The organism is Herbaspirillum sp. SJZ099, from assembly GCF_007828355.1.
GTDB lineage: Bacteria > Pseudomonadota > Gammaproteobacteria > Burkholderiales > Burkholderiaceae_D > Herbaspirillum.
Genome location: NZ_VIUO01000002.1, coordinates 59,264 through 83,312, shown reverse-complemented (window position 1 = coordinate 83,312; position 24,049 = coordinate 59,264). Strand labels below are relative to the sequence as shown.

Annotated in this window: 21 protein-coding genes; 8 read left to right on the top strand and 13 right to left on the bottom strand. The window is 65.0% G+C overall.

Translation table 11 applies throughout. The features are described from left to right. The first annotated feature begins 65 nt into the window (after positions 1 to 65). Entirely contained in the window at positions 66 to 959 is an 894-nt protein-coding gene (gene rsmI / locus FB597_RS05420; RefSeq protein WP_141914098.1) for a 16S rRNA (cytidine(1402)-2'-O)-methyltransferase, read from the top strand. Between the two features lie 18 nt (positions 960 to 977). Here the strand turns inward: rsmI and FB597_RS05415 are convergent, their stop codons facing one another. From FB597_RS05415 to FB597_RS05385, 7 genes are all read right to left on the bottom strand, one after another. Next, entirely contained in the window at positions 978 to 1,310 is a 333-nt protein-coding gene (locus FB597_RS05415) for an SMR family transporter (protein ID WP_141914099.1), read from the bottom strand. Between the two features lie 19 nt (positions 1,311 to 1,329). Continuing rightward, on the bottom strand, positions 1,330 to 2,508 hold the full coding sequence (locus FB597_RS05410) for a septal ring lytic transglycosylase RlpA family protein (protein WP_144768516.1): 1,179 nt from the start codon (positions 2,506 to 2,508) through the stop codon (positions 1,330 to 1,332). 151 nt (positions 2,509 to 2,659) lie between these two features. Then, positions 2,660 to 3,769 carry a rod shape-determining protein RodA gene (gene rodA / locus FB597_RS05405; protein WP_141914101.1) on the bottom strand — a complete coding sequence of 370 codons (1,110 nt, stop codon included), beginning with the start codon at positions 3,767 to 3,769 and terminating at the stop codon, positions 2,660 to 2,662. Positions 3,770 to 3,862: 93 nt separating this feature from the next. Continuing rightward, on the bottom strand, positions 3,863 to 5,818 hold the full coding sequence (gene mrdA, locus FB597_RS05400; RefSeq protein ID WP_141914102.1) for a penicillin-binding protein 2: 1,956 nt from the start codon (positions 5,816 to 5,818) through the stop codon (positions 3,863 to 3,865). A gap of 35 nt (positions 5,819 to 5,853) precedes the next feature. Then, positions 5,854 to 6,366: a rod shape-determining protein MreD gene (gene mreD / locus FB597_RS05395; RefSeq protein ID WP_141914103.1), complete on the bottom strand. Its 513-nt coding sequence runs from the start codon at positions 6,364 to 6,366 to the stop codon at positions 5,854 to 5,856. After that, entirely contained in the window at positions 6,363 to 7,418 is a 1,056-nt protein-coding gene (mreC, locus tag FB597_RS05390; protein ID WP_144768514.1) for a rod shape-determining protein MreC, read from the bottom strand. The genes mreD and mreC overlap by 4 nt, the downstream gene beginning before the upstream one ends. A gap of 279 nt (positions 7,419 to 7,697) precedes the next feature. Continuing rightward, positions 7,698 to 8,741 (bottom strand): rod shape-determining protein, encoded by a 1,044-nt coding sequence (locus tag FB597_RS05385; protein WP_141914105.1) that lies wholly within the window; start codon positions 8,739 to 8,741, stop codon positions 7,698 to 7,700. A gap of 382 nt (positions 8,742 to 9,123) precedes the next feature. Between FB597_RS05385 and gatC the strand changes: the two genes are divergently transcribed. The 3 genes from gatC to gatB all read left to right on the top strand — a co-directional run bounded on the left by gatC (position 9,124) and on the right by gatB (position 12,481). Further along, positions 9,124 to 9,426: an Asp-tRNA(Asn)/Glu-tRNA(Gln) amidotransferase subunit GatC gene (gatC, locus tag FB597_RS05380; RefSeq protein WP_141914106.1), complete on the top strand. Its 303-nt coding sequence runs from the start codon at positions 9,124 to 9,126 to the stop codon at positions 9,424 to 9,426. 71 nt (positions 9,427 to 9,497) lie between these two features. Further along, positions 9,498 to 10,964: an Asp-tRNA(Asn)/Glu-tRNA(Gln) amidotransferase subunit GatA gene (gatA, locus tag FB597_RS05375; protein WP_144768512.1), complete on the top strand. Its 1,467-nt coding sequence runs from the start codon at positions 9,498 to 9,500 to the stop codon at positions 10,962 to 10,964. Between the two features lie 56 nt (positions 10,965 to 11,020). After that, positions 11,021 to 12,481 carry an Asp-tRNA(Asn)/Glu-tRNA(Gln) amidotransferase subunit GatB gene (gene gatB, locus FB597_RS05370; RefSeq protein ID WP_144768510.1) on the top strand — a complete coding sequence of 487 codons (1,461 nt, stop codon included), beginning with the start codon at positions 11,021 to 11,023 and terminating at the stop codon, positions 12,479 to 12,481. Between the two features lie 282 nt (positions 12,482 to 12,763). Here gatB and FB597_RS05365 read toward each other — a convergent pair whose 3' ends face one another. Continuing rightward, on the bottom strand, positions 12,764 to 13,690 hold the full coding sequence (locus tag FB597_RS05365; protein ID WP_144768508.1) for a cupin-like domain-containing protein: 927 nt from the start codon (positions 13,688 to 13,690) through the stop codon (positions 12,764 to 12,766). Positions 13,691 to 13,886: 196 nt separating this feature from the next. On the opposite strand from FB597_RS05365, the gene FB597_RS05360 reads away from it, so the two are divergent. Together FB597_RS05360 and FB597_RS05355 are read left to right on the top strand one after the other, a co-directional pair. Further along, on the top strand, positions 13,887 to 14,777 hold the full coding sequence (locus FB597_RS05360) for a TauD/TfdA family dioxygenase (RefSeq protein WP_144768506.1): 891 nt from the start codon (positions 13,887 to 13,889) through the stop codon (positions 14,775 to 14,777). 212 nt (positions 14,778 to 14,989) lie between these two features. Further along, entirely contained in the window at positions 14,990 to 15,487 is a 498-nt protein-coding gene (locus tag FB597_RS05355) for a LapA family protein (RefSeq protein WP_141914111.1), read from the top strand. A 99-nt stretch (positions 15,488 to 15,586) separates the two neighbouring features. On the opposite strand, the gene pyrE is transcribed toward FB597_RS05355, so the two are convergent. Continuing rightward, positions 15,587 to 16,246, bottom strand: coding sequence for an orotate phosphoribosyltransferase (pyrE, locus tag FB597_RS05350; RefSeq protein WP_144768504.1), 660 nt, complete (start codon positions 16,244 to 16,246; stop codon positions 15,587 to 15,589). 148 nt (positions 16,247 to 16,394) lie between these two features. Between pyrE and FB597_RS05345 the strand changes: the two genes are divergently transcribed. After that, the gene (locus tag FB597_RS05345; protein ID WP_141914113.1) at positions 16,395 to 17,171 is read left to right on the top strand and encodes an exodeoxyribonuclease III; all 777 of its coding nucleotides are present in this window, start codon (positions 16,395 to 16,397) and stop codon (positions 17,169 to 17,171) included. Between the two features lie 86 nt (positions 17,172 to 17,257). On the opposite strand, the gene FB597_RS05340 is transcribed toward FB597_RS05345, so the two are convergent. From FB597_RS05340 to FB597_RS05330, 3 genes are read right to left on the bottom strand one after another with little or no spacing between them, the layout of a single operon-like run. After that, positions 17,258 to 18,226: a TIGR03571 family LLM class oxidoreductase gene (locus tag FB597_RS05340; RefSeq protein ID WP_144768502.1), complete on the bottom strand. Its 969-nt coding sequence runs from the start codon at positions 18,224 to 18,226 to the stop codon at positions 17,258 to 17,260. A 13-nt stretch (positions 18,227 to 18,239) separates the two neighbouring features. Further along, positions 18,240 to 19,043 (bottom strand): 2,5-didehydrogluconate reductase DkgB, encoded by an 804-nt coding sequence (gene dkgB / locus FB597_RS05335; RefSeq protein ID WP_144768500.1) that lies wholly within the window; start codon positions 19,041 to 19,043, stop codon positions 18,240 to 18,242. A 58-nt stretch (positions 19,044 to 19,101) separates the two neighbouring features. Next, positions 19,102 to 20,265: an MFS transporter gene (locus tag FB597_RS05330; protein ID WP_141914115.1), complete on the bottom strand. Its 1,164-nt coding sequence runs from the start codon at positions 20,263 to 20,265 to the stop codon at positions 19,102 to 19,104. A gap of 125 nt (positions 20,266 to 20,390) precedes the next feature. Here FB597_RS05330 and FB597_RS05325 point away from each other — a divergent pair, with 125 nt between their 5' ends. Beyond that, the gene (locus FB597_RS05325) at positions 20,391 to 21,293 is read left to right on the top strand and encodes a LysR family transcriptional regulator (protein WP_144768498.1); all 903 of its coding nucleotides are present in this window, start codon (positions 20,391 to 20,393) and stop codon (positions 21,291 to 21,293) included. Positions 21,294 to 21,380: 87 nt separating this feature from the next. On the opposite strand, the gene FB597_RS05320 is transcribed toward FB597_RS05325, so the two are convergent. After that, positions 21,381 to 24,023 (bottom strand): DNA topoisomerase III, encoded by a 2,643-nt coding sequence (locus tag FB597_RS05320; RefSeq protein ID WP_144768496.1) that lies wholly within the window; start codon positions 24,021 to 24,023, stop codon positions 21,381 to 21,383. Positions 24,024 to 24,049 lie beyond the last annotated feature (26 nt).

Sequence of the window (24,049 nt, the reverse complement as noted above, 5' to 3'; positions counted from 1 at the left end):
GGCCGCAGGCCAAACCCGCCAGCGCGGCCATTTTTTTGAATCCAGTGAACATCCCGCCTCCTCCAATGAACCAGAACCCGAGCGTCGCCGCTGCCATCCTGTCTGATGCCGCACAGCAAAACTATCCGGTGTCGGCATTATATGTGCTGGCCACGCCCATCGGAAATGCCTGCGACATTACCCTGCGCGCGCTGCACGTGCTGGCCATCGCCGACGCGGTGGCGTGCGAGGATACCCGCAACACCAGCCAGCTGCTGCAGCGCTACGGCCTGTCCAAGCAGCTGATGGCCACGCACGAGCACAACGAGCGCGAAGCCGCGGCGAAGATCGTCGACCGCCTGCGCCAGGGCGAGCGCATCGCGCTGGTGTCGGACGCCGGCACGCCGGCCGTCTCCGATCCCGGCGCCCGCGTGGTCGAGGCGGTGCGCGCAGCGGGCTTGCAGGTGGTGCCGCTGCCCGGCGCCTCGGCGGCGGTGACGGCGCTGTCGGCATCGGGGCTGGACGAGCAGCGCTTCCATTTCGTCGGCTTCCTGCCGTCCAAGGCGCGCCAGCGCGAAACGGCATTGCAGGAACTGGCTTCGATGCAGGCGGCGCTGGTGTTCTATGAAGCGCCGCACCGCATCGTCGAAACCGTGCAAGCCATGCTGCAGGTATTCGGGCCGCAACGCCAGGTCGTGCTGGCGCGCGAACTGACCAAGCTGTTCGAAAGCATCCATCGTTGCCCGCTCGGCGATGCGCCGGCGTGGCTGGAGGAAGACGCCAACCGCCAGCGCGGCGAGTTTGTGGTGCTGGTCCAAGGTGCGCCGCAGTCCGATGGCGACCAGGCCGATGCCGAGCGCATCCTGCGCATCCTGCTGGAAGAGTTGCCGGTCAAGCAGGCCGCCGCGCTCACCGCGCAGATCACCGGCCAGAAAAAGAATGCGCTCTATGAGCGCGCGCTGGCATTGAAGAACGAATAACCAGGAACCCGTTGGGTCCTAATGCGCTGACGACTTGGAAAACAAGTTCAGCACCAGCACGCCCGCCACAATCAGGCCCATGCCGACGATCGCCGCCAGGTCGAGCTTCTGGCCGAACAACAGCCAGGCCACGACCGAGATCAGCACCACCCCCAGCCCGGACCAGATCGCATAGGCGATGCCGACCGGAATCGACTTGAGCGTGACGGACAGGAAGAAGAACGCCAGGCCGTAACCGGCCACCACGACCAGCGAAGGCCACAACCGCGAGAAGCCGTCGGAGGCGCGCAGCGCAGAAGTGGCGATGACTTCGGAGACGATGGCGATACCCAGCGCGAGATAAGGATGCATGTGCTTGCCCCGCGCCGGCTCAGCGCTCGACCACGAACGGCGCGCCGACGCTGCGCTGGCGCACCATCAAGGCCGCATTCTGCGCATCGGGGCGGGTCGGATACGGGCCGGCGTAGAGGCGATACAGGCCGTTGACCTGCACCGCCTGCAGGTTGTCGACGATGCCCGACAGGCTCGGCATCAACTTCTCGCGCGCCTGCAAGGCATTGGCTTCTTGCGAATAGGCGCCGAACTGCAGGTAATAACCGGCGCTCAACGGTACCGCCTGCGGCATGGCCGGCGATGGCGAGGAGCCGCTGGCCACCGCATTGATGATGCCGCCGCCACCGGCCATGCCGGCGCCGTTGGCGGAAGTCGATGTCGTTGCATTGATCGGCTGCACCGCGGCCACGGTCGGCTGCGGCGGCAGGTTCTGGGCCGTGACCGAATTGATGGCCACCGCCCCGGTGGCGACGCCCGCGCCGCTGTCGGCCGCCGCCAGCGCGGTGCCGTTGCGACGGGCATCGGCCATGCGCTGCGCCTCGTCGGGCAGGATGCGCTCGACTTCCAGCTCGCTGCTGCCGGAGCTGAGGTAGCCCAGCTTCAAGGCGGCGGTGTAGGAAAGGTCGATGATGCGGTTGGAATGGAACGGCCCGCGGTCATTGATGCGCACGATCACCTGCTTGCCGGTCTTGAGGTTGGTGACGCGGGCATAGGACGGGATCGGCAGCGTCGGGTGCGCGGCCGTCATCTTGTACATGTCGTACAGCTCGCCGGAAGAGGTTTTCTGGTTGTGGAATTTCTTGCCGTACCAGCTGCCGATGCCGCGCTGGATGAAGGGCTGGTTATCGGTGATCGGCACGTAGGTCTTGCCGAAGATGACATACGGCCGGCTGGCGGCCCTGGAAACGGGTTCGACTTGCGGTTCGGCATCGGCCACCTCGAGCAGGCCGTCCGGGATGTGGTCGCCCGGGCCGTCGTCCTTGTAGTAGCCGCCGCGTCCGGAACCCGCGGCCGGCAAGGCCGGCACGTTGGACGGGCGCGAAGCGCCGCTGGCCTTGGCCGGCGGCGGCGCCTCGGCGCTCTGGCGCGCCGGCGGCGGCGTGGTGCCGCAGGCCGCGAGCAACACCGGCAAGGCCAGCGCCGCCGCGCGCCAGGCCCTTTGCAAGGCCGGCAGGCGCCGGGCCCGGCGGAAATAGTCGAACGATATTGTGTGCATAGGTGCGTGTATCCGGCTGGAATTTTTCGCAACGATACCAGAGTGCGTTGCCGTATGGCTGACAACGCATCGGCGGCGCAAGTTCATCCGTGTGTCGGGTCGGTTGTCATGCCGGCAACAGAACCGCTGCGCCGGATGCCGCGTCAAACGCTCAGGTCTGCACCAGCTTGCGGTGGCGCTGGATGCTCATGAGGATGCCCGCCCCCAAGCCCAGCGTCACCAGCGCCGTGCCGCCATAGCTCATGAACGGCAGCGGCACGCCGACCACCGGCAGGATACCGCTCACCATGCCCATGTTGACGAAGGCGTAGGTGAAGAAAATCATCGTGATGGCGCCGCCCAGGAGGCGCGTAAACAACGTCGGCGCATTGGCGGTGATCATCAGGCCGCGGCCGATCAGCAGCAGGTAAAGCACCAGCAGGACGATGTTGCCGATCAGGCCGAACTCTTCCGAATAGACCGAGAAGATGAAGTCGGTGGTGCGCTCGGGGATGAATTCAAGGTGGGTCTGCGTGCCCATCAGCCAGCCCTTGCCGGCAATTCCGCCGGAGCCGATGGCGATGGTCGACTGGATGATGTGGAATCCCTTGCCCAGCGGGTCGGAGGTCGGGTCGATCAGCATCATGACGCGCTGGCGCTGGTAATCATGCATGAACGACCACACCACCGGCAGGCTGGCCGCGCCGGCGATCACCAGGGCCACCAGCACCTTCCACGGCAGGCCGGCGAAAAAGATCACGTAGAAGCCGGCCGCCAGCACCAAGAGGCCCGTACCCAGGTCGGGCTGGCGGATGATCAGGAACCCGGGGATCAGCAGCAGCACCGCCGCCACCAGGAAGGCGTCCCAGCGCAACATGCCTTCGCGCTTCTGGAAGTACCACGCCAGCATCAGCGGCATGGCGATCTTCATGATTTCGGAAGGCTGCACCACCATGCCGATGTTGAGCCAGCGGCGCGATCCCTTCTTGATGATGCCGAACAGCGCCACCGCGATCAGCAGCGTCACCCCTATCGTATACACCGGCACCGCCAGCCGCAGCAACAGTTGCGGCGAGACGTTGGCGGCGGCCCACATGACGATGAAGGCGATCAGGATATTGCGCAGCTGGTCTTCCACGCGGCCGGGGAAGTTCATGCCGGCCGAATACAGCGTGACGATGCCCACCGACAGGATCAGGAACACGATCAGCGACAGCGCGCCGTCGAACACCGTCAGGTGCGGCTTGATGGTTTGCCACAGGGGCGGACGTTGCAGGCTCATGCCGGCTCCCTTGCTAGGTCGGCGGCGCCGGCGCTTCCGGCCGGAAGGCACGGATGGGCGCGGCGCGCACGGGAATGATAAACGAATCGCATGTCAGTCCTGCTGCACATCGGGCTGGACGGTGGGCGTCACGGCGCTGTCCTCGGCCGGCGCGTCGGCCGGGATATCGGCCGGCGCCACCGACTTGATCGGCTCGTTGGGGCGCTTGCCCAGCATGAAGTAATCCATCGCCTTGCGCACCAGCGGCGCGGCCACGCCGGCGCCCCAGCCGCCGTTCTCGACCACCGCGGCGATCGCAATGCGCGGCGCATCCGCCGGGGCGAAGCCGATGTACAGGCCATTGTCGTGGTAGATGCGCGAGAGCTTCTTGGAATCGTACTTCTGGTTCTTGCCGATGTTGACCACCTGCGCGGTGCCGGTCTTGCCGCCGGACTCGTAGGGCGCGCCCTGGAACGCCGCCCGGGCGGTGCCCTCCTTGACCACGCCGACCATGGCGCGCTTGATGAAGTCGATGTTCTCCTGCTTGAGCGGGATGCGGTAGCTCTCCTTGGGCACGGTCTCGGTGCGCTCATGGGTGACGCCATCCTCGATGATCTTGACCAGGTGGGGCTTCATCACCACGCCGTTGTTGGCCAGGATCGAGGTGGCCTGCGCCAGTTGCAGCGGCGTGAAGCTGTTGTAGCCCTGGCCGATGCCCAGCGAGACGGTGTCGCCGGCGATCCAGCGTTTCTGCTCGGGCTTGCGGAAGGCGTTGCGCTTCCACTCGGTGGAGGGCAGGATGCCGCGCCGCTCGTGCTCCAGGTCGATGCCGGTGATCTGGCCCAGGCCGAAGGGTTTCATGAAGTCATGGATGGCGTTGACGCCCATGTCGTTGGCCAGCATGTAGTAATAGGTGTCGCAAGAGATCGCGATGGAACGGTACATGTCGACCACGCCGTGGCCGCCTTCCTTGTCGTCGCGGAAACGGTGGTTGCCGAGGATGAAGAAGCCGGGGTCGCGGATGGAGTCCTGCGGACGGCGCTTGCCCAATTCCAGCGCGGCCAGCGCCATGAACGGCTTGTAGGTCGAACCGGGCGCATAGGTGCCCGACAGCGGGCGGTTCAGCAGCGGCCGGTCGGGCGACTTGTTGAGCTCATCCCAGCTCTGCTGGTCGATGCCCTCGACGAACAGGTTGGGGTCGTAGGACGGCTGCGAGACATAGGCCAGGATGTCGCCGGTGGCCGGGTTGATCGCCACCAGCGCGCCCTTCTGGTCGCCGAAGGCTTCTTCCACCACCTTTTGCAGCTCGATGTCGATCGACAGGATCAGGTTCTTGCCGGGCGTGGCGGGCGTGCGCGAGAGCGAGCGCACCGCGCGGCCGCTGGCCGAGATCTCGACCTCCTCGTAGCCGGTGGTGCCGTGCAACTGGCTCTCGTAGCTCTTTTCCAGGCCTTCCTTGCCGATGTAGTCGGTGCCGTTGTAGTTGGCCTCGTCGTCGGAGTCGGCAATGCGCTCGGCGTCGCGTTGGCTGATGCGGCCGATGTAGCCGATCACGTGGGCCGCGGTCTTGCCGTAGGGGTACTGGCGGAACAGGCGCGCCTGCACCTCCACGCCCGGGAAGCGGTAGCGCTGGGCGGTGAACTTGGCGACCTCCTCGTCGGTGAGGCGAGTGCGGATGGGGACGCTTTCGAAGTTCCTGGACTCTTCCTGCAGGCGGCGGAAGCGGCGCCGGTCGCGCGGCTGGATTTCCACCAGCGTGCCCAGCTCGTCGATCAGGTCGTCGATATTGTTCTTGATCTTGGACGGGGTGATTTCCAGCGTGTAGGCGGAGTAGTTGCGCGCCAGCACCACGCCGTTGCGGTCCATGATCAGCCCGCGGTTGGGGACGATGGGCACCACCGAAATGCGGTTTTCCTCGGCTTGCGCGGCGTAGGCGTCATGGCGCACCACCTGCAGCCACAGGAAACGCGCCAGCAGCAGGCTGAAGCAGATCAGCACCAGCACGCTCATGGCGAGCAGGCGCAACCTGAACAGCTTCAGTTCATGCGCGGTGTTCTTGAATTCGGTCATGCTGCCTGGCGCCTGTGATGATCTGTTTCAGGCCGTCAGATGGGACGGTTCTCGTCGCGGTTGATCGCGCGGCGCTGCGGCGCCAGCAGCAGCCAGCTCGCCACCGGCCACAGGATGGCCGAGATGAAGCTCTCGCTGAAGTAAAACCAGTGCGGAAACTTGCCCGTCACCATCAGCTGGATCACCAGTTGCACCGCTTGCGCCAGCAACAGCAGCGGCAGCACGTGCAGCGCCTGCGTGCGCAGCGGGAACCACAGCACGCGGCGGTGGATCATGATCGCGAAGTACGACAGCAGCGTATAGGCCAGGGCATTCTCGCCCAGCAGCGTGGCTTCGTTGACGTCCATCAGCAAGCCCATCAGGAACGCCACGCTGATGCCGACCTTGCGCGGCTGGTGGATATTCCAGAACACCAGCGCCAGCGCCACGAAATCGGGTACGCCGACCATCTGCCCCCAGGGCATCAGGTTGAGCAGGAAGGCCGCTACCAGGCTGAACGCGATGAACAGCGGGTTGGCCGGCAACAGGATGTAGTGCGGATCGTTCATCGTGCGTTTTCCTTGCCGGCAGGTTTGGCGGGGGCGGGCGCCGCAGCAGGTGCGGCGGCCGGCGGTATCACGTTGGCCGCGCCCTTGCGCTCTTCGGAGACGTTATCCTTGGGCGTGGCATTGGCGTCGTCGCCGCTGGAGTCGCGCGTGCTGTCGCGCAAGCGGCGCTTGAACAGCTTGGCGGCTTTTTCATCGGTGACTTCCGGTTCGGGACGCGGCGGCAAATTCTGTTCGACCAGCAGGATCAGCAGTTGGCGATGGCGGTCGATGCCGGCCAGCGGCTGGCAGACGATGCGCGCGAAGGAGTCGGCCGAACGGGTTTCCACCTGCGCCACGGTGGCCACCGACAGGCCGGGCGGATAGACGCCGTCGATGCCGGATGTCACCAGGATGTCGCCCTTCTGGATATCGGCGTTGGCCGGCATGAAGCGCAAATCCAGCACGCCGGCCTGGCCGCGGCCGTAGGCCACGCTGCGCAAGCCGTTACGCAGTACCTGTACCGGGATGGCCTGCTCCTTGTCGGTCAGCAGCGTGACTTCGGCGGTGAACGGGAACACGCGCGTGACCTGGCCGACGATGCCGATAGCGTCGATCACCGGCTGGCCGGTCGCCACGCCCTGCTGGGAGCCGCGGTTGAGGATGATCTTGCGGGTGAAGGGGTCGCGGGCGTCGTACAGGATCTCGCCCACCAGCGACTTGACCGGCACCTTCTGCTGCATATCCAGCAGCTTGCGCAGTTGCACGTTCTCGGCGGCCAGCTGGCGCGCCTGCTGCATCAGCTGGGAATTGACGATCTGCTGTTGCTGCAGGCCCTGGTTTTCCTTTTGCAGCACGCTCAGCGCGGAAAAGTAATCGGCCACGCTGGAGGCGGCGTCGCGCGGCATCATCGCCACCCGCTGGAAGGGATAGAGCACGGTGCCGATGCCCTGGCGGATCGTCCCCAGCACATGCATGCGGGCGTCGACCACCAGCATCACGATCGACAACAGCGCGAACACGGTAACGCGCAGGCGGGCGGAGGCGCCCTGCTTGAACAGTGGTGGGATTTCCATAGCGTCAGGCCGGCCGCAGGGCCGGCTGGTGCGGCCAACTGCAGGACGAGGCACTCATTTCCTGCGTCGTGAACGGTATGAAAAGGGAGCCCGATGCGTCCCCGGCGCGCAAGCCGGAACAGTCCTGCAGCCGAGCCTGCGCCATGGGCGGCATAAAAGTCCGCTCCTGTGGGCCAGTCGGTGTGAACTGCGTCATATCGAACGTATCGGTTCCCCGGTGATCCGGCGGGATCCGCCGGTAGAGCTGATGGCCGGCGCAACCCGCCGGCGGCAGGAAGCTTACTCGGACGAGAAGATCGAACCCAGCTTGTCCATGCGATCCAGCGCCATGCCCGAACCGCGCACCACGCAGGTCAGCGGGTCTTCGGCGACGATCACCGGCAGGCCGGTCTCTTCCATCAGCAGGCGGTCCAGGTCGCGCAGCAGCGCGCCGCCGCCGGTCAGCATCATGCCCTTTTCGGCGATGTCGGCGCCCAGTTCCGGCGGGGTCTGCTCCAGCGCGTTCTTGACGGCCGACACGATGTTGTTCAACGGGTCGGTCAGCGCTTCGAGGATTTCGTTGCTGGAGATGGTGAAGGAGCGCGGGATGCCTTCGGACAGGTTGCGGCCCTTGACTTCCATTTCCTTGACTTCCGAGCCCGGGAAGGCGGAGCCGATTTCCTTCTTGATCGCCTCGGCGGTCTGTTCGCCGATCAGCATGCCGTAGTTGCGGCGGATGTAGTTGACGATGGCTTCGTCGAACTTGTCGCCGCCCACGCGCACCGATCCCTTGTAGACCATGCCGCCCAGCGAGATGATGCCCACCTCGGTGGTGCCGCCGCCGATGTCGACCACCATCGAGCCGGTGGCGTCGGAGACCGGCAGGCCGGAACCGATCGCCGCCGCCATCGGCTCCTCGATCAGGTAGACCTGCGAGGCGCCGGCGCCCAGCGCCGATTCGCGGATGGCGCGGCGCTCCACCTGGGTGGAGCCGCAGGGCACGCAGATGATGATGCGCGGGGAGGGACGGAACAGCTTGGAGTCGTGCACCATGCGGATGAACTGCTTCAACATCTGCTCGGTGACGGTGAAGTCGGCGATCACGCCGTCCTTCATCGGGCGGATCGCCTCGATGTTGCCGGGCACCTTGCCCAGCATCTGCTTGGCTTCCTTGCCGACCGCCTGGATCGTCTTCTTGCCGTTGGGGCCGCCCTGCTGGCGGATCGCCACGACCGACGGCTCGTCCAGCACGATGCCTTGGCCGCGCACGTAAATCAGCGTGTTCGCCGTGCCCAGGTCGATCGCCAGGTCGTTCGAGAAATAACTGCGTAAAAATCCAAACATGAATTGTCCTGATGCGCCCGCGCGGGGCGCCTAACTTTTTTGATAGGGGAGTGTCCGTTCATGACCGCGGCGACACGAAAAACCGGCGCCGGCAAGGCATTAATCTGACATTCTACCTTATAATTCAACGGAAACCAGCAGGCACAACCGCCAAAAATTCCAGCCCGATAAGGCCATTTGGCGGGCATTTGGCAAGGATTTCCCGTCTTTTCGACTGTAAACCGCTGCCGCCGGAGACGCGCCCGGCAAGCGGGCTTTCCGACCGCAGCGGCGATCCGGAAAAGCGCTTGCCTCCCAAGTGACTGTGCGCGCCCCCGGCCGCCGGTTCGTGCCGACCTCCAATTCAACATCATGCAACGCGCGACGGCGCGCCTTTTCGACCATGTCCCTAGCCCTTTCCGACGTCAAACGCATCGCCAACCTGTCCCGCCTGGAGCTGACCGACGCCCAGGCCGAACAAACGCTGGACAAGCTCAACGGCATCTTCGCCCTGGTGGAGCAAATGAAGGCCGTCGATACCAGCGGCGTGGAGCCGCTCCCGCACCCGATCGCCGCCATCGAGCCGGCACTGGCGCTGCGCCTGCGCGAGGACGAGGTGACCGAGCCCAATCGCCGCGCCGACTACCAGCAGCCGGCCCCGGCCACCCAGGACGGGCTCTACCTGGTGCCCAAGGTCATCGAATAAGGCCCTCGCCGATTGCGCCCCCGGGCGCGGCGCTCCACACGAATACGCAGATACGCAGCGAAACGATAAACATGCACAAGCTCACCCTCAAAGAACTGTCCGCGCAACTGCAGTCGCGCAAGATTTCCGCCGCCGAACTGGCGACGCGGTTCCTCGACCGCATCGAAGCCAGCGACCTCAACGCCTTCCTGCATGTCGACCGCGAACTGACGCTGGCGCAAGCCAGGGCCGCCGACGCGCGCCTGGCCGGCAACGATGCCGGCCCGCTGACCGGCATCCCGATCGCGCACAAGGACATCTTCGTCACCCGCGGCTGGCGCACCACCGCCGGCTCGAAGATGCTGGAAAACTATGTGAGCCCCTTCGACGCAACCGTGGTGGAACAGTTCAACGCGGCCGGCACGGTCACGCTGGGCAAGCTCAATTGCGACGAATTCGCGATGGGTTCCGGCAACGAGAACTCCCACTACGGCCCGGTCAGGAACCCCTGGGACAAGACTGCCGTGCCGGGCGGCTCCTCGGGCGGCTCGGCCGCCGCCGTGGCCGCGCGCCTGGCGCCGGCGGCCACCGCCACCGACACCGGCGGCTCGATCCGCCAGCCGGCTTCGCTGTGCGGCGTGACCGGCATCAAGCCGACCTATGGCAGCGTGTCGCGCTTCGGCATGATTGCCTTCGCCTCCTCGCTCGACCAGGGCGGCCCGATCGCCAAGACCGCCGAAGACTGCGGCCTGCTGTTGAACGCCATGACCGGTTTTGACGAGCGCGACTCCACCAGCCTGCAGCGTCCCAAGGAAGACTTCAACCGCTCGCTGGGCGACAGCCTGCAAGGCTTGCGCATCGGCGTCCCCAAGGAATTCTTCGGCGCCGGCCTGGCGTCGGATGTGGAACAGGCCGTGCGCGCCGCGCTGGCCGAATTCGAGAAGCTGGGCGCCACGCTGGTCGATATCTCGCTGCCCAAGACCGAACTGTCGATTCCCGTGTACTACGTGATCGCCCCGGCCGAAGCATCGAGCAACCTGTCGCGCTTCGACGGCGTGCGCTACGGCCACCGCGCCGCGGACTACAAGGACCTGGCCGACATGTACAAGAAGTCGCGCGCGGAAGGCTTCGGCGACGAAGTCAAGCGCCGCATCCTGGTCGGCTCCTACGTGCTGTCGCACGGCTATTACGACGCCTACTACCTGCAGGCGCAGAAGATCCGCCGCCTGATCGCGCAGGACTTCCAGAACGCGCTGGAAGGACCGAACCGCCAGTGCGACGTGATCATGGGCCCGGTCTCGCCGACGGTGGCCTGGGACCTGGGCGACAAGACCGATGACCCGGTCGCCAACTACCTGGCCGACATCTTCACGCTGTCGACCAGCCTGGCCGGCTTGCCGGGCATGTCGATCCCCTGCGGCTTTGGCCAGGGCGAGAAGAACGCCAAGCGCCCGGTCGGCCTGCAGATCATCGGCAACTACTTCGACGAAGCCCGCCTGCTGAACGTGGCGCACCAGTTCCAGCAAGCGACCGACTGGCACCTGCGCGAACCCGCGTAAGCCTTTTTATTGAAGAGTCGCCAACTAACAGAATTAGAATTCGCAAGGACAACATCATGCAGTGGGAAGTCGTCATCGGCCTCGAAACGCACACGCAGCTTTCGACACGCTCCAAGATCTTCAGCGGCAGCCCGACCCAGTTCGGCGCCGAACCCAACACCCAGGCCAGCCCGGTCGACCTGGCGCTGCCGGGCGTGCTGCCGGTATTGAACCGCGGCGCGGTCGAACGCGCCATCCAGTTCGGCCTGGCCATCGGCGCCACCATCGCGCCGCGCTCGGTGTTCGCCCGCAAGAACTACTTCTACCCCGACCTGCCCAAGGGCTACCAGATCAGCCAGTACGAAATCCCGGTGGTGCAAGGCGGCAAGATCTCCTATGTGCTGGAGAAGGATGGCAAGAGCGAGATCAAGACCCTGCAACTGACGCGCGCGCACCTGGAAGAAGACGCCGGCAAGTCGCTGCATGAAGACTACCAGGGCATGTCCGGCATCGACTTGAACCGCGCCGGCACGCCGCTCCTGGAAATCGTCACCGAACCCGACATGCGCAGCGCCGCCGAAGCGGTGGCCTACGCCAAGGCGCTGCACTCGCTGGTGATGTGGCTGGGCATCTGCGACGGCAACATGCAGGAAGGCTCGTTCCGCTGCGACGCCAACGTTTCGGTGCGTCCGGTCGGCCAGAAGGAATACGGCACCCGCTGCGAGATCAAGAACCTGAACTCGTTCCGCTTCATGGAAGACGCCATCAATTACGAAGTGCGCCGCCAGATCGAGCTGATCGAAGACGGCGGCACGGTCGTCCAGGAAACCCGCCTCTACGATCCGGACAAGAAGGAAACCCGTTCCATGCGCAGCAAGGAAGACGCGCAGGATTACCGCTACTTCCCCGACCCCGACCTGCCGCCGCTGGCCATCTCGCAGGAGTGGATCGAGCGCGTCCGCGCCACCATGCCCGAGTTGCCTGGCGCCATGCGCGAGCGTTTCGTCAGCGACTACGCATTGCCCGAATACGATGCCGCCGTGCTGACCCAATCGAAGGCGATGGCCGCTTATTTCGAAGCGGTGGTGGCTGCCGCCGGCCGCGAACAAGCCAAGTCCGCCGCCAACTGGCTCATGGGCGACGTCGCCTCGACGCTCAACCGCGAGAACACCGACATCGCCGACGCCCCCGTCAGCGCCGCGCAGTTCGCGCTGCTGTTGAAGCGCATCGCCGACGGCACCATCTCCAACAAGATCGCCAAGGAAGTCTTCGCCGGCATGTGGGAAGCCAAGTCCGGCAAGGACAGCCTGGCCGACGACATCATCGAAGCCAAGGGCCTGAAGCAGATCTCCGACAGCGGCGCGCTGGAAGCCATCGTCGAGCAGGTGCTGGCGGCCAACGAAAAGTCGGTAGCCGAGTTCCGCGCCGGCAAGGAGCAAGCCATCAACGCCCTCATCGGCCAGGCCATGAAAGCCACCCGCGGCAAGGCCAACCCGGCCCAGCTGACCGAGCTGCTGCGCAAGAAGCTGGCGGGTTGATCGTCGCCGCGGCTGTCCGGAATCGGGCAGCCGCGACAAGAAAAAACCGCATCCACGGATGCGGTTTTTTTTCGTCCCTCGCCATGACAAACCGTACCGGTCTACTGCCCCGGCAGGCCGATCAGCGAGGGCTTGTTCGTGCGCAGCGGCAACCGTTCTCGCCGCAGGGAGAATCCATCAATGGATTACGGCCGGGATTTGCCTCGATGTCGCCCGATGAACTGGTGCGGGCGGTGTGGCGCGGCGGCAGCGCGCATCGCTACGCAGCCGCCGCTAGCACTGTCACGTCCCCAGCACCAGCGGCCGCGCACGCGCCCAGCGATTGCATGACAGCGAGAAGCTCAGCGAGCTGACCTGGTGGTACCAGCCGGCCGGCAGGTACAGCATCTCGCCCGGTTGCATCACGCAGTCCACCAGCGCGGCCTGGCGCGCCAGCGGAAAGCGTTCCAGGTCGGGATGATCCGGATCGAAGGGCGAGCCGAACAGGATGGCATTGGCTTCGCGTGGATAGAGATATTGATCGTGATGCGGCGGCGCCACCCAGATGCGCTTGCTGCCCCAGATCTGCGTGAAGACATTGTCGTCATAGTCGCAATGCAGCGGCGTGACGGTGCCGGCCGGGCCGATCCAGAAACGCGGCGGCCCCATCTTGTCGAAGAAGTTGGGCCAGTGGCACAGCGCATTGAGTTCACGCAATTCCAGGTTGCCGAGGTAGGGCGGCAGGTCGCCGGAGTCGCGCTCCACCAAGTCCAGGTAGTCCAGCAGGCGCATGTCCTGCATGGCCCGGTCCGGGGCGAAGGCGGTATTGATGTAGTCGCCCACGCGCGCGCGTACCGCCAGTGCGCCGAAACGGGCGCGCAGCGTGGCCACCGTCAGGGTGGACAGCGGCCAGCGCGTGGCCATGCCGGTCATGATGAAGGGCAGGCCGGCGGCGGCCCGCTGACGGAACGCCGCCGTCTTCATCGGCCCCAGGCGCGGGATGTCGCCCAGCACCGGCAGACCGGCGCTGGCCTGGCGGATGGCCGCGCGCATCGCGGCAATGGACGCCACGCCGCGAACCTGCGCATCGCGCCTTTCCTTGTCCTGCTTGCGTGCCGCCGCTTCCTCGGGCGACAGCGCCGCCACCGCCGCCACCGCCCGGAGCGGCGGCAGCGGACGTGCGGGGTGCTGGCTGGCGTCGGCAGAGGAGTCGGAAGTGGCCTGTTTCATCGGCGCTATTGTAGCGCCGCAGACTAGTGCGGCAGGCTGCAGCGACAGCCACCGGCAACGCTGCGCGCATATCGATATGCGTTCTTGTTCCTTGCCCCCTCGTCCGGCAGGCGTTGTAATCAATGTTTTTACTGCCGGGACTGCCTGAGCGATCATGTTGCAGCCTGCAGCCATTGCCGATCATGGAGGAGCGGGCATGTCAGTTGCCACTTTGGAAAGCGCGCCGCGTGCGCACCAGCAGTTCGAGATTCGTCCCCTCGGTGGACCGCTGGGCGTGGAAATCGTCGGTCTCGACCTCAACCTGCCGGTGAGCGACGACGAGCTGGCGCGCATCCGCGGCGCCTTCGTCAAGCACGGCGTGGCGGTGTTCCGCGACCAGCGCATCACGCCCGAACAGCACATCGCATTCAGCCGCCGCTTCGGGCCGCTGCAGGTGCATGTGCTCAACCGCTTCCACCTGAAAGGGCATCCCGAGATCCTGATCGTCTCCAACGTGGTGGAAGACGGCAAGCCGATCGGCCTGGTCGATGCCGGCGCCGATTGGCATTCGGATCTCTCCTACATGCCCAAACCCAGCCTGGGCGCGCTGCTGCATTCGCAGGAACTGCCCGCCGAGCGCGGCGACACGCTATACGCCAACACCGCCGACGCCTGGGACACGCTGCCGGCGGCGACCAGGAAGCTGCTGGAAGGAAAACGCGCGGTGCATTCCTACGTCTACCGCTACGAGCGCCTGCGCAAGCTCTCGCCGTGGCGGGCCGAACTGACGCAACAGCAGATCGACGAAGTGCCGCCGGTCGAGCATCCGGTGGTCATCACCCACCCCGAGAGCGGCCGCAAGATCCTGTTCGTCAGCGAAGGCTTCACCTCGCACATCGTCGGCATCCCCCGCGACGAGAGCGATGCGCTGCTCAAGGAGCTGCACGCGCACATCACGCGGCCGGAGAATATCTACACCCACAAATGGCAGCCGCACGACATGGTGTTCTGGGACAACCGCAGCACCCAGCATTACGCCGCCATCACGCCGCAGCACTTGCGCCGCACCTTGTACCGCACCACGGTGGAAGGCGACGTGCCGCGCTGATCTTGCCGGTCCGGGCGGCCACTCCCGTCGTCCCGGCGCGCCCCCAAATATGTCCGGATTGGCAACATCCGTTGCCTGCGCAGGAACATCCCTCCGCCCCCGCAGTCCAACCGGCTCATCTTGCCTGTCCGTCAAGACTGGTTCCGATCGCGACTGCACCTGCTACACTCGCAATCGCGTGCCTGCAAACAAACCCAAAACAAGAGGCTGCCATGAGATTCCGGACTATTTTCCTCATCGTTCTGCTGGCGCTGGTCGCCATCTTCGCCGCCGTCAACTGGACCGCCTTCATGACGCCGACCACGCTGTCGCTGATCTACACCGATTTCCAGGCGCCGCTGGGCCTGGTCATGCTGGGCGTGACGGTGGTGCTGACGGCCTTTTTCCTGCTCTATATCCTGGCGCTGCAAACCAGCATACTGCTGGAGAGCCGGCGCCTGACCAAGCAGCTGGAAACGCAGCGCGACCTGGCCGACCAGGCCGAGCATTCGCGCTTCACCGACCTGCGCGGGTACCTGAAGACCGAACTGGATCAGTTGAACCAGCGCCAGGCCGAGCAACAGGCCTTGCTGGCGCAACGGCTGGATACCCTGCAAAAGGACATCGGCCTGCGCGTGGAGCAGACCGAGAACGCGGTGGCAGCCCAGCTCGGCGAGCTGGACGACCGGCTGCAGCGGCATGACGTGGCCGGCGCCATCCGCCCGCTCTAAGATCCCGCCGCCAGCGGCAGGCCCAAGAAAAACGGCTGCATCTTCCGATGCAGCCGTTTCCGTTTGGGGCGTTTGCCCGGGCTCGCCGGACCGATCCGGTCACACGCCGTAACGCGCGCGATACGCCGCCACCGCATCCTTGTGCTGCGCCAGCCGCGCGTCGCCGCCGCTGGAGATGTACTCGAACAGGTCGTTCAGGTTGCCGATGGAAATGACCGGCATGCCGTATTCCTTCGCCACTTCCTGCACCGCCGAATGTTCCGACAACGCGCCGTCCTTGCCGGAGCGCTCCATGCGGTCGAGCGCGATCAGCACCGCGCACGGCGTGGCGCCGGCGGCGCGGATCATGTCCACCGATTCGCGCACCGAGGTGCCGGCCGAAATGACGTCGTCGATGATCACCACCTTGCCCTGCAGCCTGGCGCCGACGATGGTGCCGCCTTCGCCGTGGTCCTTGGCTTCCTTGCGATTGAAAGCGAACGGCACGTTGCGGCCCATGCCGGCCAGCGCCACGGCGGTGGCCGAGGCCAGCGTGATGCCCTTGTAGGCGGGGCCGAACAGCATGTCGTATTCGATGCCGGCGTCGGCCAGGGTCTGCGCGTAGAAGCGCGCCACCTGGGCCAGCGTCGCGCCTTCGTTGAACAGGCCGGCGTTGAAGAAATAAGGCGAGGTGCGGCCCGCCTTGGTGACGAATTCGCCAAAGCGCAGCACGCCGGCCGACACGGCGAATTCGATGAATTCCTGTCTCAAGTTGCTCAAGATACATTCCCGGGGAAAAGTGGAGTCGAAGGCTGGCGCAACACATGTTTGCCCATCGGCAAGCCGGGCGCGCAGCGAAATCAGACCGGTATTTTAAATGAAACGCCCTATCGGTTATGCTACCGGCCTTACTTCGCAGGATCAGAACATGCCAACCATCGTCTCCGCCAATCTTAACGGCATCCGCTCCGCGGCCAAGAAGGGTTTCTTCGAATGGCTGCAGAAGGAATCGCCCGATTTCGTCTGCGTCCAGGAACTGAAGGCCCAGGCCGCCGACATGACCGGCCAGTTCCTAGCCCCCGAGGGCTATGTCGGCCACTTCCACTACGCCCAGAAAAAGGGCTATTCGGGCGTGGGCGTCTACAGCAAGCGCGAGCCGGACTCGGTGCGCATCGGCTTTGGCAACACCGAATTCGACGACGAGGGACGCTATGTCGAATGCGACTTCGGCGACCTCACCGTGATTTCGCTGTACGCCCCGTCCGGCTCGTCCAGCGACGAACGCCAGCAGGCCAAGTTCCGTTTCATGGAAGTATTCCTGCCGCACCTGATGTCGCTGGAGAAGAGCGGCCGCGAGATCGTCATCTGCGGCGACTGGAACATCGCCCACAAGGAAATCGACCTGAAGAACTGGAAGAGCAACCAGAAAAACTCGGGCTTCCTGCCGGAAGAACGCGCCTGGATGACCCACATCTTCGAGAAGCTGGAACTGGTCGATGTCTACCGCCTGCTGCATCCGGACACCACCGGCGACGCCTACACCTGGTGGAGCAACCGCGGCCAGGCCTGGGCCAATAACGTGGGGTGGCGCATCGATTACCACGTGGCGACCAAGGGCATCGCCTCCAGCGCCAAGAGCGCGGCGATCTACAAGGAGCAGCGCTTCTCCGACCATGCGCCGCTGACAATCGTATACGGCGGATAACCCCCTCCCGCATTGGCGGGACCGGATTACTTTACTCCGCCAATGCGGACGACGGGCCTTACATGCGATGGAGCGCAGCCTGGGTATCAGACATGGCAAATCTCCTGGGCCGGTACGGCAGCGCCCGCCGGCCTGGCATGGAAAACAGGCAGCACATGCTCGGCGATCTCATGGAAGGTTTCGTCGAGCGGGCGCCGGTTACGGCGGAAATGCAGGCCGACATGATCGACGCCGGCGGCATGCAACGCGCGCAGTTCGGCAACCAGCGCCTGGCGGCCGCCGCGCAAGCCGAAACGCCAGCGCAGCATGGGTTCATCGGCGCGCTCGCTCAAATCGAGGTGGATGAAACTGGCATACGGCTTGTCGCCGGCCACGGCGCGCCAGGCCGCCACGCGGCGCGCATGATCCTCGGGTGTGCCCGGATAGGCCAAACAGCCGTCCATGTTCTGCCCCACCCATGCCGGACTTTGCTGGGCCAGACCCGCCACCAGCAACGGCAGCGGCGCCTCCATTCTGGGCAGCACATCCAGGCCGGAAGGCAGGCTGGATTGCGCGCCATCGCGCAGCAATGCCACCTGTTCGCGAAAGTTGTCGCCACGGCCGACGAAATCGCGGCCGAACAGCGGATATTCCACCGGCCGGTCGCCGCTGGCCACGCCCAGCATCAGGCGATTGCCGCTCAGGCGCTGCACCGTCGCCGCCGACTTCAGCGTGAGCAGCGGTTCGCGGATCGGCAACACCACCGCGGCGGTGCCAAGCAAGATATCGCGCGTGATGCCGGCCAGGTAGCCCAGGTAGGAAAACACCTCGAATACCTGCGCCGCATCGCCGAAAGACGGGTCGTACACCGGCACGTCGCGCACCCACAGCGCGCGAAAACCGAGCCGGTCGGCCAGTTGGGCCAGTTCGGCATGGCGCTGCAGATCCGGCTCGCCGGGCCGGCGGTCGGCCTGGCGCCGCGACTGCTCGCCAGCGGACGTCCAGTCGTTGTCCAGCGGGGCTTCGATGCCGATGCTCAAGCCCCCGTCCGCCAGACATGCCAAAGACGTTGTCATCGCAAACGCTCCATCAATCCCATGCCGGGGCCAGGCCTTCGGGGCTGACTTCGCGGCCGTTGCGTTCCAGTGCGGCGATCTGCGCCATGTCGCCGGCGTCCAGCTTCATGTTGCGCGCCAGCAGGTTGCTGGCCAGGTTCTCGCGCTTGGTCGAAGACGGGATCACCGCATAGCCCAGTTGCAGCGCCCAGGCCAGCGTCACCTGCGCCACCGTGGCCTGGTGCTTGTCGGCGATCTTGGCCAGCACCGGATCCTTGAGGACCTTGCCATAGGCCAGGGTCATGTACGAGGTCACGGCAATGCCTTGCTCCTTCAAGAAGGCGGTCAGCTTATGGCTTTGCAGGTAAGGGCTCAGTTCGATCTGGTTGGTGGCGATCTCGCCCTTGCCGACCGCCGCGATGGCCTGCCTGGTCAGTTCGATGTTGAAGTTGGAGACGCCGATCCGGCGGGTCAAACCCAGCGCCTTGGCCTCTGCCAGCGCTTCCATGTATTCGGCCAGTGCCACGCCGTTACCGGGAGCCGGCCAGTGGATCAGCGTCAGGTCCACGTAGTCAGTGCGCAGCTTCTGCAGGCTGTCGCGCAGGCTGGCGACCAGCTTGCCCTTGGCGTAGTTTTCGGTCCAGATCTTGGTGGTGACGAACAATTCGGAACGCTTCACGCCGCTGGCGGCGATCGCCTGGCCGACTTCGGCCTCGTTGCCATAGATCTGCGCGGTATCGACGGCGCGGTAGCCCACGTCCAGCGCGTTGCGTACGGAATCGATCACGGCCTGTCCGGTCAGGCGGAAGGTGCCGACGCCAAAGGAGGGGATGCTCATAAAAACTCCTGAATCAAATTAGGTAAAAGGAACAATTCAAAGGGAATCGGATGTGCGCTCAGGCGCTGGTCGCCACGCCACGGCGGCCCATATTGCCCAGCCAGACCAAACCCAGGCCGCCGGCCGCCAGCGCTGCGCCGACCAGCGGCACGGCGGCATAGCCCCAGCCCTGGCCGATGACGGCGCCGCCCAGGGCAGCCCCCACCGCATTGCCCAGGTTGAAGGCGCCGACATTGACCGACGAAGCCAGGCCGGGAGCTTGGGCGGCAGCCTGCATCACGCGCATCTGCACCGGCGGCACGATGCCGAAAGCGGCGGCGCCCCACACCACCAGTCCGATAGCGGCGCCCACATGGGTAGTCATCGCCAGCGGCAGCACGATCATGACGATGGCCAGCGCAGCCAGGATCAGCTTGGTGGCGCCGTCCAGCGACCAGTCGGCCAGGCGGCCGCCCAGGCTGTTGCCGAGCGTGAAGCCGATGCCGATCAACACCAGTGCGAAGGCCACGAAGCCCGGGCTGGCATGGGTGATGTCGGCCAGCATCGGCGCGACATAGGTATAGAGCGCGAACATCGCACCGGAACCCAGCACCGTGGTGCCCATCGCCAGCAGGACTTCAGGACGGGTCAGCACCTTCAGCTCGCGCTTCACATCCGGACGCGCGCCCGGCTCGCCCTTGGGCAATGCCAGCCACAGCGCGGCAATGGTGATCAGGCCGAGCGCAGCGGTGCCGCCGAAAGCCAGGCGCCAGCCAAGTTGCTGCCCGATCCAGGTGGCCGCCGGCACGCCGCCGATATTGGCGATGGTCAGGCCCATGAACATGGCCGCGATCGCACTGGCCTGCTTTTCCTTGGGCACGACGCTGGCCGCCACCACCGCCCCGATGCCGAAGAAGGCGCCGTGGTTGAGGCTGGTGATCAAACGCGACAGCAGCAGCGTCGCGTAGCTGGGCGCGAACGCCGACAGCAGGTTGCCGACGGTAAAGATCAGCATCAACGACATCAGTGCCGCGCGCTTGCCGAAGCGGCTGAACAGCAGCGTCATCACCGGCGCGCCAACCATGACGCCAACCGCATAAGCCGAAACCAGCATGCCCGCCGTGGGGATGCTGACCTGCACGCCGTCGGCGATCACCGGCAACAGGCCCATCGGGGTGAATTCGGTGGTGCCGATGGCGAATGCGCCGATGGCCAGGGCGAGTAAGGCTGAGGAAGACTTCATTACAACTTCTCCTTGAGGGAAATCTTGAGTGGAAATCGTGGGTTTTCGATGGATTGCATTGTCCTTGGTTTATATTTGCAGATTAAGCCTCGTATAAGCCAAATACTTTTGATTTCAATTCAACAATGAAAACCACGCTCGACGAATTGCAGGCCTTTGCGGCCGTCGTGGATACCGGCTCGATCACGGCCGCCTCGGAGCTGCTGGGATTGACGATCTCGGCCACCAGCCGCACGCTGGGCCGGCTTGAGGAAAAATTGCAGACCACCCTGCTACGCCGCACCACCCGCAGGCTGGAATTGACCGAGGAAGGCACGGCCTTTTTGCAGCACGCCCGCGCCATCCTCGCCTCGGTCGACGAGGCCGAGGAACAGATGGCGGCGCGCCGCATGCGCCCGGCCGGGCGGCTGCGGGTCGATGCCGCCACGCCCTTCATGCTGCATGTGCTGGTGCCGCTGCTGGAAGGCTTTCGCGCGCGCTACCCCGAGGTGGAACTGGAGCTCAATTCCAACGAGGGCATCGTCGACCTGATCGAAAAGCGCACCGACGTGGCGCTGCGCATCGGCCCCCTGAAGGATTCCACCCTGCACGCCCGCCCCATCGGCACCAGCCGCCTGCGGATATTCGGCAGCCCCGCCTATCTCAAGCGCCACGGCACGCCCACCGAACCGGGGGAACTCAAGGAACACGCGCTGCTGGGCTTCAACCAGCCGGAAACGCTGAACGACTGGCCGCTGCGCGACGCCGACGGCAACATCGTCCACATCAGGCCGACGATCGCCTCGTCCAGCGGCGAAACGCTGCGGCATATGGCACTGGCGGGCCTGGGCATCGTCTGCCTGTCGGATTTCATGACGCGCGAAGACCGCAGCAGCGGCCGGCTGGTGCAGGTATTGGCCGGGCACACGCTGGATACGCCCCAATCGATCAACGCGGTCTACTACCGCAACACTGCCCTGGCCGCCCGGATCACCTGCTTCGTCGACCATGTGGTCGAGGCGCTGGGCCAGCGGCCGTTCGGCATGTGACCCGCGGAAAAGCGGCCGATAGCAAAAAACCCTCGCGACTTGCATCGCGAGGGTTTTCTTTTTGGGCAGCGCAACCGTGAATGACGATTACGCGCTGGTGGCCTTCTTCGGCGTCGCCTTCTTCAGGGGTGGCTTCTTCAGGGGAGGCTTCTTGATCGCTGCCGCCTTCTTCACCGGCTTGGCCGTTGCCTCAGCGGCATCGCCATCGGCTTGCGCAGCGGCGGCCTTGCCCTTGGCAGGCGCCTTGGCCTTGCGCTCCTCGAACTCGAAGCTGATCTTGCCATCCTTGCCGCGCACCAGGAAGGCCTTGAACGGACGGCGCGTGCGCTGCGAGATGAAGCCCGGCAGCAGATCGGTCTTGCCTTCATTCAGGAGCTTGGCCATCTGCTCGGGCAGGATCTCTTGCTGCAGGATGATGCGGCTGCTGCGGAAGTCGCAGGCCTTGGGCTTGGCCACGGTCTTTTCGCAGACGTAGGCCAGGCCCATTTCATAGACGCCGGAGGCGCACTTGGGGCATGGACCCAGCGGCGTCTGCTCGCTGAAATCGACCGGCTCGCCGCCCTCGCCTTCGCCGTCATTCTGGCCGAAGTCGAACTCCAGCTTGTAGTTCTTGATTTCCTCGTCGCGCGAAATCTTCAGGATGGCGGCGAACGGCCGGCCCATCTTGGAGCGGAAGCCCTGCAGCGGACCGATGGTGCGATTCTTGAGCAGCTCTTCCACTTCGGCGATTTCAAACTGACGCCCGCCGGGCACCTTGGTCATCGAGAACTCGCACTTGGTGCAGGCGAAGCGGCGGTAGTTTTCCTTGACCACGCCGCCGCAGTTCGGACAAGGCGTCTGCAGCGTCGCGTAGTCGCCCGGAATGGTGTCGTTGTCGTATTCCTTGGCGCGCTTGACGATGATCTGGGTCATCTGCGCGATCTCGCGCATGAACTCCTCGCGGCTGATCTTGCCGCGCTCCATCTGCGCCAGCTTGTGTTCCCACTCGCCGGTCAGCTCGGGTTCGGTCAGTTCGTCCACACCCAGGCCGTGCAACAGCGTCATCAGCTGGAACGCCTTGGCGGTGGGCATCATTTCGCGGCCTTCGCGCAGCAGGTACTTTTCGTTCAACAAGCCTTCGATGATGGCCGCGCGCGTGGCCGGCGTGCCCAGGCCCTTGCCCGCCATGGCTTCGCGCAGCTCGTCGGAATCGACCAGCTTGCCGGCGCCTTCCATGGCCGACAACAGCGTGGCTTCGGTGTAGCGCGCGGGCGGCTTGGTGGCCAGGCCGTTGGCGACCACCTTGTCGGTCTTGACCTTCTCGCCCGGCGCCACGGCGACCAGGTTGCCGCCGCCTTCCTTGCCGTCCTTGTCGTCTTCCTCGACCTGCTTGCCGTAGATGGCCAGCCAGCCGGGGTTGATCATGACCTTGCCTTCGCTCTTGAACTGGTGGCCCGACACTTCGGTGAAGCGCGTGGTCACCTGGAACTCGGCGGCCGGGAAGAACACCGCCATGAAGCGGCGCGTCACCAGGTCGTACAGTTTCTGTTCCGGTTCCGACAGGTTCTTGGGCACCTGGGTGGTCGGGATGATGGCGAAGTGGTCGCTGATCTTGGTGTTGTCGAAGATGCGCTTGTTGGGCTTGACCCAGCCTTGCTTCAAGATCTGCTTGGAGAACTGATGGTAATTGTTGTTCTCGGAAAGCGCCTCCATCGTGTCCTTGACGGTGGCGAGGTAGTCTTCCGGCAGGTGGCGCGAGTCGGTACGCGGATAGGTCAGCACCTTGTGCTTTTCATACAGCGCCTGCGCCAGGCCCAGCGTGTTCTTGGCCGAGAAGCCGAAGCGCGAGTTGGCTTCGCGCTGCAGGCTGGTCAGGTCGAACAGGCCGGGCGCCATTTGCGTGGTCGGCTTGGATTCCTCGGTGACCGTGCCGACCTTGTCGCGGCAGGCGGCCACGATGGAGTCCGCCGCCGCCTTGGCCCACAGGCGTTCCGGACGCTTCTCGGGATCGGCTTCATCCTTCTTGTGCGCCTTGTCCAGCCAGCGGCCCTTGTAGATGCCGGCGGCGCAGACGAATTCGGCGTGGACTTCCCAGTAGTCGCGCGAGACGAATTTCTTGATCTTCTCTTCACGCTCGACCACGATCGACAGCGTCGGCGTCTGCACGCGACCCACGGTGGTCAGGTAGAAGCCGCCTTCCTTGGAGTTGAAGGCGGTCATGGCGCGCGTGCCGTTGATGCCGATCAGCCAGTCGGCCTCGCTGCGGCAGCGGGCGGCGTTGGCCAGCGGCATCATTTCGTCATCGTCGCGCAGCTGCTTGAAGCCGTCGCGGATCGCGCCCGGCGTCATCGACTGCAGCCACAGGCGCTTCACCGGCTGCTTGGCCTTGGTGTATTGCGCAATCAGGCGGAAGATCAGCTCACCCTCGCGGCCCGCGTCGCAGGCGTTGATCAGGGTGGTCACGTCCTTGCGCTTGATCAGCTTGGAGAGCACCTTCAGGCGCGACTCGGTCTTGGCGATCGGATTGAGCGCGAAGTGCGGCGGGATCATCGGCAGGTGGGCGAAGCTCCATTTGCCGCGCTTGACGTCGTACTCCTCGGGCACCGCGATTTCAAGCAGGTGGCCGACGGCCGACGACAGGACATATTCATCGGATTCGAAATACTCATCGTGCTTGGTAAAGCCGCCGAGCGTCTTCGCGATGTCGTTCGCGACAGAGGGCTTCTCGGCAATGATGAGGGTCTTGCTCATAGGTATGGGTCTCGAAAGAGAGGTCG